The organism is Pseudoduganella lutea (genome assembly GCF_004209755.1).
Lineage (GTDB): Bacteria > Pseudomonadota > Gammaproteobacteria > Burkholderiales > Burkholderiaceae_D > Rugamonas > Rugamonas lutea.
Window position 1 is genome coordinate 2,873,245 of the sequence record NZ_CP035913.1, and the last position, 16,097, is coordinate 2,889,341.

Annotated in this window: 13 protein-coding genes; 7 read left to right on the plus strand and 6 right to left on the minus strand. The window is 65.3% G+C overall.

Annotation, left to right across the window (positions count from 1 at the left end; translation table 11 throughout):
* Nucleotide 1: 1 nt before the first annotated feature.
* Genes EWM63_RS12045 through EWM63_RS12055 form a run of 3 tightly spaced genes read right to left on the minus strand, consistent with a single transcriptional unit; the run spans nucleotide 2 to nucleotide 4,679 of the window.
* Nucleotides 2-1,831 (minus strand): asparagine synthetase B family protein, encoded by a 1,830-nt coding sequence (locus tag EWM63_RS12045; protein ID WP_130186735.1) that lies wholly within the window; start codon nucleotides 1,829-1,831, stop codon nucleotides 2-4.
* A gap of 23 nt (nucleotides 1,832-1,854) precedes the next feature.
* Nucleotides 1,855-3,090 carry a pyridoxal-dependent decarboxylase, exosortase A system-associated gene (locus EWM63_RS12050; protein WP_130186736.1) on the minus strand — a complete coding sequence of 412 codons (1,236 nt, stop codon included), beginning with the start codon at nucleotides 3,088-3,090 and terminating at the stop codon, nucleotides 1,855-1,857.
* Nucleotides 3,087-4,679 carry an acyl-CoA ligase (AMP-forming), exosortase A system-associated gene (locus tag EWM63_RS12055; RefSeq protein ID WP_130186737.1) on the minus strand — a complete coding sequence of 531 codons (1,593 nt, stop codon included), beginning with the start codon at nucleotides 4,677-4,679 and terminating at the stop codon, nucleotides 3,087-3,089. Before EWM63_RS12055 ends, EWM63_RS12050 begins: the two co-directional genes overlap by 4 nt.
* Before the next feature lie 292 nt (nucleotides 4,680-4,971).
* Here EWM63_RS12055 and EWM63_RS12060 point away from each other — a divergent pair, with 292 nt between their 5' ends.
* The 7 genes from EWM63_RS12060 to EWM63_RS12090 are packed head-to-tail and all read left to right on the plus strand — an operon-like array spanning nucleotide 4,972 to nucleotide 11,357.
* Complete coding sequence (locus EWM63_RS12060) at nucleotides 4,972-6,189, plus strand: DegT/DnrJ/EryC1/StrS family aminotransferase (protein WP_130186738.1); 1,218 nt, start codon at nucleotides 4,972-4,974, stop codon at nucleotides 6,187-6,189.
* Nucleotides 6,186-7,286 (plus strand): GNAT family N-acetyltransferase, encoded by a 1,101-nt coding sequence (locus EWM63_RS12065; RefSeq protein ID WP_130186739.1) that lies wholly within the window; start codon nucleotides 6,186-6,188, stop codon nucleotides 7,284-7,286. The genes EWM63_RS12060 and EWM63_RS12065 overlap by 4 nt, the downstream gene beginning before the upstream one ends.
* Before the next feature lie 2 nt (nucleotides 7,287-7,288).
* Entirely contained in the window at nucleotides 7,289-7,537 is a 249-nt protein-coding gene (locus EWM63_RS12070; RefSeq protein WP_130186740.1) for an acyl carrier protein, read from the plus strand.
* Between the two features lie 11 nt (nucleotides 7,538-7,548).
* On the plus strand, nucleotides 7,549-8,415 hold the full coding sequence (locus tag EWM63_RS12075) for a hydrolase 2, exosortase A system-associated (protein WP_130186741.1): 867 nt from the start codon (nucleotides 7,549-7,551) through the stop codon (nucleotides 8,413-8,415).
* Complete coding sequence (locus EWM63_RS12080; protein ID WP_130186742.1) at nucleotides 8,405-9,367, plus strand: hydrolase 1, exosortase A system-associated; 963 nt, start codon at nucleotides 8,405-8,407, stop codon at nucleotides 9,365-9,367. The genes EWM63_RS12075 and EWM63_RS12080 overlap by 11 nt, the downstream gene beginning before the upstream one ends.
* Nucleotides 9,364-10,650 (plus strand): glycosyltransferase, encoded by a 1,287-nt coding sequence (locus EWM63_RS12085; RefSeq protein WP_229487864.1) that lies wholly within the window; start codon nucleotides 9,364-9,366, stop codon nucleotides 10,648-10,650. Before EWM63_RS12080 ends, EWM63_RS12085 begins: the two co-directional genes overlap by 4 nt.
* A complete protein-coding gene (locus EWM63_RS12090) occupies nucleotides 10,644-11,357 on the plus strand; it encodes a tetratricopeptide repeat protein (RefSeq protein WP_130186743.1) in 714 nt (237 codons plus the stop codon). Before EWM63_RS12085 ends, EWM63_RS12090 begins: the two co-directional genes overlap by 7 nt.
* A 16-nt stretch (nucleotides 11,358-11,373) precedes the next feature.
* Here the strand turns inward: EWM63_RS12090 and EWM63_RS12095 are convergent, their stop codons facing one another.
* From EWM63_RS12095 to prsK, 3 genes are all read right to left on the minus strand, one after another.
* Complete coding sequence (locus EWM63_RS12095; protein ID WP_130186744.1) at nucleotides 11,374-12,588, minus strand: VanZ family protein; 1,215 nt, start codon at nucleotides 12,586-12,588, stop codon at nucleotides 11,374-11,376.
* Between the two features lie 10 nt (nucleotides 12,589-12,598).
* Nucleotides 12,599-13,969, minus strand: a complete 1,371-nt coding sequence (gene prsR, locus EWM63_RS12100; protein WP_130186745.1) for a PEP-CTERM-box response regulator transcription factor — start codon at nucleotides 13,967-13,969, stop codon at nucleotides 12,599-12,601.
* 66 nt (nucleotides 13,970-14,035) lie between these two features.
* Complete coding sequence (gene prsK / locus EWM63_RS12105; RefSeq protein WP_130186746.1) at nucleotides 14,036-16,069, minus strand: XrtA/PEP-CTERM system histidine kinase PrsK; 2,034 nt, start codon at nucleotides 16,067-16,069, stop codon at nucleotides 14,036-14,038.
* Nucleotides 16,070-16,097 lie beyond the last annotated feature (28 nt).

A 16,097-nucleotide genomic window follows, 5' to 3' on the forward strand; every position in this document is an offset into this window, starting at 1 on the left:
GTCAGGCTCCGGTGCGCTGGCGGAACCACTGTTCCAGCATCATCAGCACCCATACCATCGTGCCGTGATAGCCCGCATGTTCGCGCAGGTGCGTGCCGGTGAGCTGGTCGATGAAGTCGCCGCGCACGATACCGCGCTTCTTCAGGTCCGTCAGGCTGTCCGACGCCAGGTCCTGCAGCGCCTTGTGCTCCTGCAGCCACACACCGAATGGCAGGCCGAAGCCGTGCTTTTGCTTGGTGATGATTTCCGGCGGCAGGAAGCCTTTCAGCGCTTCCTTGAAGAACCAGCGCAGTTGCGTGCCATTGAGCTTCTGCTGTGGCGTGAGGCCGGCGGAAAAGGCCACCATCGCGTCGTTCAGGAACGGGAACGCCACCTCCACGCCAGCCAGCTCGCAGGCCTTCATCACCTTCGGCAGGTCGTTGTCGGCCAGCGTGATCTTCAGGTCCAGCGCCAGCATCCGGTTGATCAGGCTTTTCGCCTCGCTGGCGCCGTATGTTTGGGCCAGGCCGGCCAGCGGCTGATTCGTATCGGCACCGGCGAGGAAATCTTCGGTGAATACCTGGCGCGCACCATAACGGCCCAGCAAATTGTAGGTTTCCAGGCGCGCCGGCATCGCCACCGAGGCCTGCTCGATGTAGCTGCGCGCCTTGCGCAGCAGTGTCACGCGGTCGCCGCCGGGGAAGTTGAAGATGGCCGGCTCCAGCAGCGCCTTGCGGAACAGCGACGGTACCTGCTCATAGCGGGCGAACACGTGCTGCTTCGCATAGCGCTCGTTGCCGCCAAAGAGCTCATCGCCGCCATCGCCGCCGAGCATGCGCGTTACCCCATCCTTGCGGGCCATGCGCGCGCAGTAGAACGCCGGCACCGCCGACGCATTGCCGAACGGCTGGTCGCACACGGCGGCCACCTCGGGAATCGCGGCCACCACGTCATCGGGCGTGACGTAGTACTCATGGTGATGGGTGCCGAAATGGCGCGAGGCGATGCGCGCATATTCCATTTCATCGTAGCCTTGCGCGGCAAAGCCGATCGAGTAGGTCTCGGCCGGTGCGCCGCCGACATCGCACAGCATGCCGGCGATCGTCGAACTGTCGGTTCCGCCGGAAAGGAAGGCGCCGACCTTCGCACCGGCCGATGCTTCGCGCACGCCGTTCTTCAACTGGGCAAGGAATTCTTCCTTCAGGTCGTCGAACGAGCGCCTGCCATCTTCCTGGAACGCCATTTGCCAATACGGACGGGTCTCGACACGCCCTTGGCGGTAATGCAGGAAATGGCCTGGCAGCAGCCGCTGCTGGTCCTTGTACACGGTGCCGGGCGCCGGCACCATGTGGAAGTACACGTAGTTGTAGATGCCTTGCGGATCGATGTCGCGGCGCGCCAGCGGATGGCGGATCAGGGCATCGGCCGATGACGCGAACAGCAGCGCCTCGCCGGCCAGTTGCCACGTCAGCGGGTGCACGCCCAGGCGGTCGATCGCGAGGATCGCCTCGCCGGCGCGCTCGTCGAGGATGCACAGCGCAAAGGCGCCACCCAGCAGCCCGCACAGTTTTTCCGCGCCAAGATGGCGTTGCGCGGCCAGCACCGCTGCGGTGCCGCGCGTGCCAGCCTGCTGGGCCAGCGCGGGATCGCGCAGCACCGGATGGCCCCACAGCGCGATCAGCAGGCCGTCCTGGCGGTGCACGTCGCCTGCGCCTGCCACCGCGGCCGCCGAGCGGCTGCCTTCGGCCTGGTGCACGGCACTGTCGTCGAACCGCGCCAGCGGCGCAGCCATCCTGCCGATCAGGTCACGGTCTTGCGCGCCGTGGCCGATCCATCCACAAATACCGCTCATCGTGCACCCCTAATATGTTCAGTTCAGACCAGTATTTCCGGCGCCACCGGATGGCTGAGGAATCCTGCCGGGCTGGCGGACACGCCATAGGCTCCCGACTGCAGCACGGCAACCAGGTCGCCCGGTTCTCCACGCGCCAGGTCCATGCCGTCGGCCAGCACATCCAGCGGCGTGCACAGCGGCCCGACGACGGATGCCTTTTCGCGTTCGCCGCCTTGCACCCGGTTGCCGATGACGACTGGATAGTTCTTGCGGATGACCTGGCCGAAATTGCCGGAGGCGGACAGGTGGTGATGCAGACCGCCATCGGTCACCAGGTACACGCTGCCGCGCGATTCCTTGCGATCGACCACGCGGCAGACATACACACCGGCTTCACCGACCAGGTAGCGGCCCAGTTCGATGACGACCTGTGCGCCCTGCAACTGCGGACGCACGCCTTCCATCACCGCATGCAGGTTGGCGCCCACGGCCGCCAGGTCGAGCCGTTCCTCGCCAGGGAAATACGGTATGCCAAAGCCCCCGCCGATATTCAGGATGCGTGGCGCGCGCGGTGCATCCTCTGCCAGCCGCAGCGCCAGCGCAAATGTCTTCTCGTGCGCTTCGTGCAGCGCTTGCGCCTTCAGGTTCTGCGAGCCCGAAAAGATGTGGAAGCCGTGGAAATCGAGACCCAGTTCGCCAATGCGGCGCAGCAGCGCCGGCACCCGCTCGGCATCGACGCCGAACTGTTTCGGCCCGCCGCCCATCTTCATGCCCGACGATTTCAATTCGAAGTCGGGATTCACGCGCACGTTGACGCGCGGCGTGATGCCCAACGTGTCGCCGATCCGCGCCGCCCGCTCCGTTTCGCCCTCGGATTCCAGGTTAAGAACGATGCCGGATGCGATCGCGCACGACAGGTCCAGGTCGCTCTTGCCCGGACCGGCAAAGCTGATGTGCAGCGGGTTCATCGGCGTGTCGAGCGCCACCCGCAGTTCGCCACCGGAGGCCACGTCGATGCCATCGACCAGCGTGGCCATGTGCTGCACCACCGCCGGCATGGGGTTCGCCTTCATCGCATAGTGCAGGTGTACGTCGGCCGGCAAGTGCCGGCGCAGCTCGGCCACGCGCGCCGTCAGGGCGCCGCGGTCATAGGCATAGAACGGGGTCTGGCCAACCCGCTGCGCCAGCCGGGGCAGTGGCACGCCGCCGACCTGCAGGCAATCGTCGACGACAGGAAATTGCAGCAACGGCGCATGCTGCGGGCGCGGCGCGTTCATTGGTGCGGCTCCCCGAAGACGTTTTCGTACTGCGTGGACAACAGCTTGCGGTCGATCTTGCCGTTCGGGTTGCGCGGTAGCGCGGCATCGGCGATGACGACCTTTTGCGGCAGCATGTAGGCAGGCAGATGCGGCTTGCATGCGGCCAGCAGGTCGCCCGCCGTCAGCGCCGCGCCCTCGCGCGGGAAGGCAACGACGACGATAGCCTGCCCCAGGGCCGGATGCTTGACGCCAAGCGCAGCCGCCTCGGCGACATGCTCGCGCGCATACACCACTTCTTCCACCTCGGTCGGGCTGACGCGGTACCCGGAAGTCTTGATCATCTCGTCGTTGCGGCTGATGAAGTACAGGAAGCCATCCTCGTCGCGCCGCACTGTGTCGCCGGACCATACGGCGAGCTCCGTGAGGGGCAGGCCATAATGCCGCGGTGCCACCGGCTTGAAACGTTCCGCGGTCTTGCTCGGATCATTCCAGTACCCAAGCGATACCAGCGCGCCCCGATGTACCAGTTCGCCCGGCTCGTGCGGTGCGCATTCGGTGCCATCCGGCCGCAGCACCACCACCTCCGCATTCGGGATCGCCTTGCCCATCGAATCGGGGCGGCGGTCCAGTTCTTCCGGCGGCAGGTAAGTGGAGCGGAACGCTTCGGTCAGGCCGTACATGAGGAACGGCCGGGCGTTCGGCAGTGCGCGGCGCAGGGCATCCAGCGTGGGGCGCTGCATCGCGCCGCCGGAGTTGGTCAGGTAGCGCAGCGTGCACTCTGCCGGCCATGGCAGCGGCGCCAGCTGCATCCACAGCGGCGGCACGGCGGCCAGGCCCGTGATGCGTTCGGCGACGACGGCATTGAGCACGTCGCGCGGCAGCAGGTGGTTGATCAGCACGGCCGTGGCGCCCACGTGGAACGCCGTCGTCAGCTGCGACAGGCCGTAGTCGAACGACAGCGGCAGCACGGCGAGGATACGGTCTTGCGCGGTATTTTCCAGGTAGCTGGCCACGCTGTGCGCGCCTGCCACCATGTTCCGGTGCGACAGCACCACGCCCTTCGGCTTGCCGGTACTGCCGGACGTGTACAGGATCGCGGCCATGTCGCCGTCGATCGCGCGGTGCCCCGGCCGGGAGCTGGCCTCACCGCGCGCGATGGCGCCATCCCAGGACAATACTTCGACGTCATGCACCGCAGGCAGTGTGTCGTTACCGCCTACTGCCACCACCAGCCGCAGGTCGCGGCAGGCCGGCAGCACATCCTTCAACAGCTTCAGGCGATCGATGGTGGTGACCAGCACGCGGACGTTGCAATCGGCCAGGATGTAGGCGACCTGCTCCGGCTTGAGAAGCGGATTGACGGGCACGAACACGCCGCCCGCCGCAGCCGCACCGAACATCGCGCCCACATTCTCGACATTCTTTTCCATGTAGACAGCGACGCGCTCGCCGCGTTCAAGGCCCGATGCCAGCAGAGCTGCGGCAGTGCGGCGGATCAGGTCGGCAAGGCCGGCGTAATCGAGGCGGCGGGTACCGTGGACGAGGGCTTCGGCACCGGGTGTCCGGCCGGCCGAGCGGAAGATGAAGTCGTGGATCAAGTCGCTCATATCATGTCCTGCAAAGGGCTGGGCCGAAATGTAACTATTTTGTAACCATACGGAAACCTAGGCGGGAATATTAACATTTTACAATCACTTCCTTCCTGTTTTTTGGCAATATTTGACCGAAATTTTCCTCATGCATTGTTCCGAAAACAACAATTAACATAAATTTTTAGCAATCTTTTGATGTATGATGTGAAACGCCGTTAGTTTTGTTCTGGAAATTGGCTCAACCGAGACGACCATGGGAAAGATCAGCATTTCAGATATGAAGCCAGCGGACATTGAGCAGGCGCCAATGCAGCCTCTTCCGTTATCTCCCGCCGACTTCCCGCGCTCCCGTCTGCCGGTCGCGCCCGCCCTGTCGCTCGCCTCGTTCCTTCGGATGGGTGGCGCGCCAGCACCATCGATCCTCGATGCGGGCCAGGTCCGCTTCGTGACCAGTGGCCGCGTTGCGATCGCGCTGGCGTTGAAACAGATGGGGATCGGGCTTGGCGACACCGTCATGGTGCCGTCTTACCACTGCGCATCGATGATCGAACCGGTCATCTGGGCTGGTGCCACGCCGCTGTTCTACCGCATCCGCCCCGATACCACGGTGGACCTGGACGACATTGCCGCCAAGGCCGCCAGCACCGGTAACATCAAGGCGCTGATGGCAACCAACTATTACGGCTTTCACCAGCCGCTGCCGGCACTGCGCGCCTTTTGCGATGCGCATGGCATGCAGTTGCTGGAAGATTGCGCGCACTCATTCCTTGGCCACCACGCCGGGCGCTCGCTGGGTTCATGGGGCGACTATGCGATCGCCAGCAGCATGAAGTTCTTTCCTGTGTATGAAGGCGGTTGCCTCGTCTCGGCGCGTCATCGGCTCGACGGGGTTGCCCTGCAGTCGGCCGGTGCGGCCTTCGAGGCGAAGGTCTTCCTGAACTCCGTTGAAAACGGCTTTGCCTATGGCCGGCTGCCACTGCTGCGTGCACTGATGGCGCTGCCGATGGCCGCCAAGAACGCCGTGTGGGGGGTGATCAAGGCACGCCGTCATGGCGATGCGCCGGCACTGGCACCTGGGTCGTCCGACGGCGGTTTCGGTTTCGATCCAGCCTGGTTGACCAAGCGCTCGTCGCTATATTCACGATTGATGTTGCGACTGGTATCGCGCCGCCGGATGGGTGAGCTGCGCCGCCGCAATTACCGCCGGCTGTACGACGCGCTGTCCACACTCCCCGGCTGCCGCCCCCTGTTCGCTGCCTTGCCGGACGGCGTCTACCCTTGGGTGTTCCCGCTGTTGTGCGACGACCCCCAGGTGCTTTTCCGCTCGCTGAAAAGCGCCGGGGTCCCGGTGATACGTTTCGGTGAGTACCTGTGGCCCGGCGTCGATGCGACCGTGTGTGAAAACAGCGTGAACCTGTCGCGCCGCGTATTGCAGTTTCCCTGCCACCAGGAGCTGCGCGGCGATGAAATCGAATGGATGATCGGCCAGGTGCGCAGCGCGGTCAACGGAGGAGGACCGCGATGAAATGGCACTTGTACCCGGCAAGCGCGTTTGCCGACCATGCCGAGGCATGGCGCCAGTTGAACGCGGCCACCACCCGCTCGCCCTTGCTGGAGCCCGAGTTCGTGCTGCCCTTGCTTGCCGAGTTTGGCGACCCGCAAGGGCAACTGGCGCTGTGCGAGGCTGGCGGCGACACCATTGCGATGGGCATCCTGGCGCCACGCGGGCGCGGCGTGTGGGAAGCGCTGCAGCCGTCGCAGGCGCCGATCGGCCTGTGGTTGCACCGTCCCGGCATCCCGCTCGACCAGTTATTGCCGCCGCTGACGCGCAAGTTGCCGGGATTTGCGCTGATGGTCGGCTTGAAACAGCGCGATCCGCAACTCGAACCCCGCCCCGCAGACAGTACCGTCACCAGTACGCTCGATTACATCCGTACCGCCCATGTGCCGATCACCGGCAGCTTCGAGGATTACTGGAATGCGCGCGGCAAGAACCTGCGCAGCAACCTGAAAAAACAACGTTCGCGGCTGCAGAAGGATGGCATTGCCACGCGCATGCAGATCGACCGGCTGCCAGGCCAGATGGCAGCCGCCGTGGCGGACTACGGGCGGCTGGAAAGCGCAGGCTGGAAAGCGCAGCTGGGCACGGCCATCCATCCGGACAATGACCAGGGCCGCTTCTACACGGCGATGCTGGAAGGGTTCGCGAACCGCGGCCAGGCCGCGGTGTACCGTTATTACTTCGATGCGCAGCTGGTGGCGATGGACTTGTGCATCGAGGGCGATGGCGCCCTGATCGTACTGAAGACCACCTATGACGAATCGGTACCGGCCAGCCTGTCGCCGACGTTGTTGATGAGAGAGGAATGCTGCCAGCGACTGTTTGATGAAAGACAGTACGCACGGCTGGAGTTCTACGGCAAAGTGATGGAATGGCATACCCGCTGGACCGACGAAATCCGGACCATGTACCATGTCAACCATTACCGCTGGCCGGTACTTCGCCAGCTGCATGCCGCCGCCGGCGAACGTAACGCCATGGTGCAGAGGTTGCGCGGCAAATTCGCCGCCCCGGCCCCTGTGCCGGTCGCCACGCGGCAGCAAACCTCAACCATGGAGTAAACATGTATCTCGACGAAGTAAAGCAGATTGTCATCGACGTCCTCGCACTTGGCCCGGCTGGCCGCTCGCTGGACGAGCATTCCGCCCTGCTGGGCAGCATCCCCGAACTGGACTCGATGGCAGTCGTCCAGCTGATCGGCGCGCTGGAAGAGCAGTTCGGCTTCGCGGTGGATGACGACGAGATCAGCGCCGAAACCTTCGCCACCCTGGGCAGCCTGACCGCTTTCGTCAAGCACAAGCTCACCGCCTGAAACGCCCCGACATGAACACCATCGCCGCCGCGCCGCCCGCGCAGCCGTTCTTCCTGGACAGCGGCGCGGCGGCGCGTTTCTGCCTGTACCACGCGCCTGTCGGCGCATGCCGCGGCGCATGGCTCTACCTGCATCCGTTTGCCGAGGAAATGAACAAGTCGCGCCGGATGGCCGCGCTGCAGGCGCGCGCGCTCGCGCAGCATGGTTACGCGGTATTGCAGCTCGACTTGTACGGCTGCGGCGACAGCGCCGGTGATTTCGGCGACGCGCGCTGGGAAATCTGGCAGGAAGATGCGGCACGCGGCCTGGCCTGGCTCGAACAGCAGAGCGGCTGTGCCGCCGGCCTGTGGGGCTTGCGCCTGGGCGCCCTGCTGGCGCTCGATGTTGCACAGCAAATGGCGCAGGCGCGCCCGTTGCCCGGGCTCCTGCTCTGGCAACCGGTGACGAATGGCAGCCAGTTCCTCACCCAGTTCCTGCGCTTGAAGGTGGCCAGCCAGATGCTGACCGATGGCAGGGATGGCGGCAACAATAGTGGCGGAACGGCCGCGCTCAAGCAGAGCCTTGCAGCCGGTCAAGCGCTGGAAATCGCCGGCTATACGATCGATCCCGCCCTCGCGCTGGCGATCGAGACGCGCTCGGCGGACAAATTCACACCACCGGCCTGCCCGGTGCACTGGTTCGACATCGCGGCGGAGAGCGGCCGCCCACTGTCGCCAGCCGCCGCACGTGCCGTCAGTGCGCTGGGCGCGGCCGGCGCGACTGTGTCGACACACGTCGTCGCGGGCCCGCAATTCTGGGCCACGCAGGAAATCGAGGAGTGCCAAACGCTGCTCGACGCCACCATCGAATCGCTGCCCGAGCCATGCCATGCCGCCTGACGAACAAGCGCTGACGTTCCCCTGTGCCGGCGAGTGGCTGACGGCGATCCTGAGCCCTGCCGCGCAGTGCGCTTCGCCTTTGCAGCGGCGCGGTGTGCTGATCGTCGTCGGCGGCCCGCAGTACCGCGCCGGCAGTCACCGCCAGTTCGCCCTGCTGGCGCGCGCGCTGGCGGCCCAGGGCATTCCGGCCATGCGTTTCGACTACCGCGGCATGGGCGACAGCGGCGGGCCGGCACGCAATTTCGAGGACGTCGACAGCGACCTGCGCGCCGCCATCGACCGTTTCATGGCCGCCGTGCCGGGCATGGAGGAAGTGGTGATCTGGGGCTTGTGCGATGCCGCCAGCGCTGCGCTGTTCTACGCACAGCACGACCGCCGCGTATCCGGCCTCGTGCTCCTCAACCCATGGGCACGCACGCCGGATGGCCACGCGCGCGCCACGTTGAAGCACTATTACGTGGAGCGTCTGTTGCAGCCGGCGCTGTGGAAGAAGGTCGCCAGCGGCCAGTTCGAGTTCGGCAAGGCATTGCGCTCGCTTACCGGCCTGTTGCGGGCATCGCGTGGCGGCGCGACCGAACAGCCAGGAGCGGCCGTTCCTGCTCCATCGGATGCAGCCGCTCCCGCGCCGCGGGCATCCGCATCGGCCATGCCTGCCAGCCCGAACCTGCATGCGCGCATGCAGGCCGGCTGGCAAGGTTTTCCAGGCCCGATTTTATTGATTATCAGTGGCGCCGACCTGACGGCGCAGGAGTTCCTCGACATGGTGAAGGCATCGCGCCAGTGGCGAAAACTGCTGGCCGCGCCGCGCGTGCAGCGTCGCACGCTGCCGGCGGCGGATCATACATTCTCGCGCCGCGAGTGGCGCGACCAGGTCGCTGCCTGGACCGCGGCATGGGTGCATGAAACCGGACAAACCGGGAACCGGGCACACGAGATCGGAGCACGGGCATGAATCGCGTGCTCATGATCGCCTATCACTACCCGCCGATGCGCGGCAGCAGCGGCATCCAGCGCACGCTGAAGTTTTCGCAGTACCTGCCGCAGCATGGCTGGCAGCCGCTGGTGCTGTCCGCCAGCCCGCGCGCCTATGCCAACAGCGGCAACGACCAGTTGGCCGAGATTCCAAAGGAAGCCATCGTGCACCGTGCGTTCGCGCTCGACACGTCGCGCCACCTGTCCGTGCGCGGCCGCTACGTGGGCTGGATGGCACTGCCGGACCGCTGGGTGAGCTGGTGCCTGGGCGCGATTCCCGCCGGGCTGCGGCTGGTCCGCAAATACAAGCCACAGGTAATCTGGTCGACCTACCCGATCGCCAGCGCGAAGCTGATTGGCCTGGCCCTGCACAAGCTCACGGGCCTGCCGTGGATCGCCGACCTGCGCGACCCGATGACGGACGTCGACTACCCCGCCGATCCGGTGACCCGCCGCTTCTATCGGTGGATCGAGGAAAAGACGGTGCGTAACTGCGCGCTGGCCGTGTGCACCACGCCGGGTGCGATCGTTACTTACACGAAGCGCTTCCCCGACATTCCCGCCAGCCGCTTCGCCTTGATCGAGAACGGCTACGACGAGGAAAACTTTGCCAATGCCGCCGCGCTGCAGAAGCCGCCGACACCGGTTGCCGGCCGGCCCTTCACGCTGATCCACAGCGGCATCATCTACCCTTCCGAGCGCGACCCGGTGCCGCTCTTCGAAGCGCTGGCCAGCCTGAAGGAAGGCGGCACCGTGACGGCCGCGCGCCTGCGCATCGTGCTGCGCGCCACCGCGCACGATAGCTACCTGATCCCGCTGATCGAAAAATACGGCATCGGCGATATCGTCAGCCTCGCGCCCCACATCGCCTACCGCGATGCGCTGGCCGAGATGCTCGGCGCCGATGGCCTGCTGGTACTGCAAGCCACCAATTGCAACCACCAGATCCCGGCCAAGCTGTATGAGTACCTGCGGGCACGCAGGCCGGTGCTCGCGTTGACCGATGCAATCGGCGATACCGCGGCCGCGCTGCGCCATGCCGGTATCGACACGATCGGCCCGCTCGATGACAAGGCCGGCATCCAGGAAGCGCTGCTGCGCTTTCTCGAACTGGCGGAGGCGGGCCGCGCGCCGCTCGCATCCGACGAGGCGGTCGCCGCCAATTCCCGGCGCGCGCGCACGGCGGAACTGGCCCGCCTGCTGCAGCAGGTGTCGGTCTCCGTGCCCAGCGCCCAGGTGAAAGGAACGAGCGAAGCATGTTGAATTCAACTTTGAAGCGGCTCCTGCCGACGGCGCTGCTGCTGCTGGCAGCCGCGGCGGCCGGTGCCAAGCCATATTGTGGCGACCTGGCAAATGGCATCGGCCCCTACGACTACCGCGAACCGCCGGCCGATGCCTTGTACCTGGTGGAGATGGCGCACTATACCGAGGAGGTCGCCGCGGGCATCAAGGGCAATACCGGCCCGATCGGCGCCGACCTGGATTACACGCTGCGCGCGTTTCCAAACCATGTGAAGGCGCTGACATCGATGGCAATGGTCGCGGCACGCATGAAGGTCAGCCAGGTGAACGGCGCCAAGTTCGTGGTGGAATGCTATTTCGAACGGGCGGTGCGCTTCAAGCCGGACGATGGCATGGCCTGGGGTGCGTACGGCAAGTACCTTTATGGCGCGGGGCAGGAAGAACGCGCCATGCCACTGCTGAAGAAAGCCTATGACATAGCGCCGGACAACCCTTCCGTCAATTACAACCTCGGCATCGCGTATTTCCGCGCCAAGAAATACGACCTGGCCGTCAAGCACGCGAAAATCGCCTACCAGCACGATTTCCCGTTCGACGGGTTGCGCAACATGCTCGTCGGCGCACGCAAGTGGGATGGCAAAGTGGAGCCGCTGCCGGCCAAGGCTGACGAAGCTGCCAGCAAGAAGGACACGGCCCCGGAGGCCGCGCCGGAAACGGCAGCGCGCTGACCGGTAACGGCAGACCTCAGCCCTGCTCCGCGGCGGCGCGCCGCCCCGGTTTCGCGGACCGCGCGCCATGCGCCGGCACGCACCATGGAATGACCCAGCCCACGCAGGCCAGCACGACCTGCGTGATGTCGCCATACCGGCCCGGCACCGACTGCTGCAGCCACTCCAGCAGGAACACTGCCAGCGCCAGCAACACGGTTCCCACCACGGCGCCGGCGTCCTGCTGGTGATAGGGCAGGACTTGCCGCAACAGGCAAGCCATCGCCATTGGCGGCCACAGGAACTCGAGAATGTTCTCCAGCCCGGAGAGGTCGTTCATCTGCCCTTCGAACGGAATCCAGTTGAAAGCACCGTGGAAGGCCGCAGCGTCGCCCTGCATCCGTTCATAGATCGTGAACCCTGCTGCCAGCAGTGCGACGCCGGTCGCCATCAACATGCGTGGCGGCAACGTGCGTACTACCAGCAAGGCCGGCAATGCCAGCGCCACCGCCGCCACGAGCTCCAGCGACAGCACACGGCCCACCACCAGCATCTTCCAGCCGCAGACCACCATCGTCAGCAGCAGGTAGAGGCGCAACAGCGGCCGCCCCGGGTTCAACAATGTGCACAACAGGATGCCCAGCGCCGTCTGGTAACACCACAGCGTCGCCAGCCGGCCCCAATCAAACCACCAGGGTTCCGTCACCGAGCGATACAGATAGCCGACCTTGCTGCGCAACTGCGCGATGTCGAGCGATGGCACCAGGGGGCTGGTTTGCGACAGTATCCACAGGCCGATGACGATCAAGCCCGTACTGGCCAGCGGCCCCGGGCGGAACCAGGCGTCACGCAGGCGCAGCAACGTCGCTCCGGGCATCGTATGGCGGCTGACCAGCGCCGCCATGAGGCCGCCGATGACACTGCCGCCGAAATTCATGGCCACGTCGACCAGGGACGGCACGCGCGACGGCAAATATTGCTGGGCGGTCTCGATTCCCAGGCTGAGCATGGTGCCGGCCGCGGCAGCCAGCAGCAATGCCACCGCAAATGGCAGGCGCCGTCCGCACCAGGCCACCGCCAGCAAGCCGAACGGCATATATACCAGCACGTTCTGGACGACGTCGCCCTTGTCCAGGTAGGTCGGCAAGGTATGCAGGAACGTCCACGGCGCCACCGGCGGCTCGCCCCAGGCGAATGGATACCAGCTGCCATAGATCAGCAGCACCGCGTACAGCAGCAACAGGAAACCCATCGGCGGTCCGTCAGGCCTGGGCCACCGTGGGCCGGATCGTATGGCGGTCCATCAGGTCGTACAGCGTGGGACGGCTGACGCCAAGCAGTTCGGCGGCCTTGAGGATATTGCCGTCGACCCGCGCCAGCGCCTTGACGATCGCCTTGTATTCGGCCTCGTCGCGCACCTGGCGCAGGTTCAGCGGCTCGTCCTCGACAGGCCCCAGGCCCAGGCCGAGGTCGTCGGCCGTGATCGCCGGGCCATCCGCCATGATGATGGCGCGCTTGATGCAGTTTTCCATCTCGCGCACATTGCCCGGCCAGTCGTGGCGGGCGATCTGCGCCAGCGCATCGGGCGCGAAGTGCAACATGGACCGGCCTTCCTGCGCGCAGAAGCGATTCTTGAAATGCTGGGCCAGCAGTACCGAGTCGCCGTTGCGGTCGCGCAGCGGCGGAATCGTCAGCACGATTTCGGACAGGCGGTAGTAAAGGTCTTCGCGGAACTTGCCGGTGGCGGCCAGCGCTTTCAGGTTCTGGTGCGTGGCGCAGATGATCCGCACGTCGACCGGGATTTCCTCGTGGCCGCCAACGCGTTCGATCACGCGCTCCTGCAGGAAGCGCAGCAGCTTGGCCTGCAGCGGCATCGGCAAGTCGCCCACCTCGTCGAGGAAGAACGTGCCACCGTTCGCCAGTTCCACCTTGCCCTTGGTCTGCTTGACGGCACCGGTAAAGGCGCCCTTCTCGTAGCCGAACAGCTCCGATTCGAGCAGCGTTTCGGGAATGGCCGCGCAATTGATCGCCATGAACCGCTCCTTCGCCCGTGGCGACAGCTGATGCAGCGCGCGGGCCAGCACTTCCTTGCCGGTGCCGCTCTCGCCCAGCACCATTACTGTCGCGGAACTGGGTGCCACCTTTTCGATATTGCGGCAAACCTTCAGCATTCCCGGGTCGCGGCTGATCACGCCGGATAGTGGCGAGTCGGCCTGGCCCTGCTGCAACCGGCGGTGTTCCTGCTGCAGCCCATGCAGCACGAACGCGCGCTGGATCACCAGGTTCAGCAAATCCGGCTCGCATGGTTTCTGGTGGAAATCGTAGGCGCCCATCGCAATCGCCTTCACCGCATGGCTGCGGTCCTGGTTGCCGGTCAGGACAATCACCTTTGTCTCGGGCGCCAGTGCCAGCATCTGCGCCAGCGTGGCCAGGCCTTCGGTGGCGCCATCGGGATCGGGAGGCAGGCCCAGGTCCATCGTCACGACGGCCGGCTCATGGCGGCGCAACTGGGCCAATGCCGCTTCGCGGTCGCTGGCCACCACCACGTCATAGGCATCCAGGCTCCAGCGCAGCTGCTTTTGCAGGCCCGGGTCATCCTCGATGATCAACAGCTTCGGTTTGGTTTGCGTCACAACAGTCCTCGTGCCGGATTCCCGGCTCAGTCTTGGCTCCCAGCTTCGGCTTGCAGCTGGCGCGTTTCAGGCGGCGACCCCGATGGCATCCGCGCGGTACAGCGGCAGGGTCACCGTAAACGTGGTTCCCTGCCCTGGTTCGCTGCGCACATCGAGCTGCCCACCCAGTTCATGTATGTATTCCCGGCTTTCAAAGGCGCCAATGCCCATGCCGGCCGACTTGGTCGAATCGAACGGCTTGAACAGGCGCTCGCGCACGAACGCTTCGTTCATGCCCTGCCCCGTGTCACCGATTTCGATCGTCACCATGTCGGCTGTGCCATCGACACGCACCCACACGCGGCCGTCGCGCGGCGTTGCCTCGATCGCATTCTGGATCAGGTGCCCGAGCACGCGCTCCAGGCGCTCGGCGTCGGCCAGGACCGACAGGCCAGGCGGCCCCAGATGCAGTGCCGGCTTGGGTTCGAACGCTGCCTTCAGTGCCACCGCGCCGGCCAGCACCTGGTCCACGGCCAGTGGTCGGGCATGCGCGGGCGTGGCAGTGCGGCTCAGCTTCTGCAGCATCAGTTTCATCTTTTGCACGGAATAGCTTACCGTATCCTGCATGTCGCGCTGGAATTCAGGATTGTCGCGATGCTTTTCCGCATTGGCGGTCAATAGCGACAGCTGTGCCACCAGGTTCTTCAGGTCGTGCACGACAAAGGTCGACAGCCGGTTGAACGAGTCGAACTGCCGCGCCAGCATCAGTGCGTTGTCGGCCTCCTGCTGCGCCAGATAGCTGGCAGCCTGCGTGCCGGCCACCTTCAACAGGTCCAGTACTTCCCAGTTCAGCGCGACCGGACTGCGCGGCTGCTGCAGCACGATGAAGCCATGCAGGCGGCCATGCAGCATCAACGGCACCACCAGCCATGCCCGCGGAATTGCACGCAGCCATTCGGGCAGCGACGGCTCGCCGGTGTTCCGCTCGCCGAGGTCCACCACCCACTGCTTCTCTTCAATGAAGCGGCAGAAGGGCGAATCGGCCGGCTCGACCACTGCTGCCGGGGCCGTTTGCCAGTGTGCGGCGGGCTCGCAACGCGTATCGCGCCGTATCCACAGCGCACCACCGGGGCTTTCCACGAGCGCCGCCAATGCCTGGATCGTGCGTTCCCCAAGCCCGGGGCCTGGATGCGACAAGGTGCGCGTAAAACTCAGCCATTCATCGCGGTAATCGTAGTTGTAACGGTAAAAGTGCTTGCTGATGAAAACCTTGAGCCAGGCACGGAATCTGCCGGAAAACAGGATCCCCGCCAGCAACATCGAGGCGCCAAACAAGAACACGAGCTGCATCAGCGAGCCCCAGCTGCCGCCGACGAAACGCAGGTAATATGCGGCCGAACTCATCGCCAGCAGGTAAACCGCGGAGCCGATCAGCGCCGCTGAATGGAACAGCATCCTCCGCGATACGGCCAGATGGCCGGCCCAGGACGCACTGCGCAACAGCGACAGCGCCAGGAGTGGTGCGGTCAGGGCATTGACGATGCCGCGCGCGGCCCAGAGGTCACGGTTCAGCTCCCGGAACAGCAGCATGTCGCTGTACATGTAGAAATCATAGGCAAAGATGCCGCCCAGGCCCAGGCAGGCAAATTTGATGGCCCAACGGCTTTGGGTACCGGCATTGCGGTACAGCTGCTCGACCAGCAACATGCCCAGCACCGCGGTGCCGACACGGCCGATCACCGTCACCTGGAACCGCAATCCCGTGGGTAGCACCGGTTCCGCCAGCGTTGCGGCCAGCAGCAGCAGGTACAAGCCGACGGAAAATGTCAGCAAGCTGCTGCGGCGCCGCGCGCCACCGGCCGCACGTAGCTGGCCCAGCATGGCGAACAGCACTGCCGTCCAGGCCCCGGTGCGCAGCAGTTCGGCCAGCTCGGCGGCCACTGCCGGCACCGCGTTGTAAGCCAGGCCAGCCATCGCCGCACACCAGGGCAGCGTTGCGGCGCATGCGACCGCAAACAGGCGTGTATGAGGCCGGCCACGCCAACGGGTCAGCAATGGCAGGCACAAGAGCACAAACGCCAGCGCGGCGCTGGCGTAACTGAAAGAAGCGGTGGTGCCCATGGAATCTCGCTCGGCCGTGCAGCCCAGG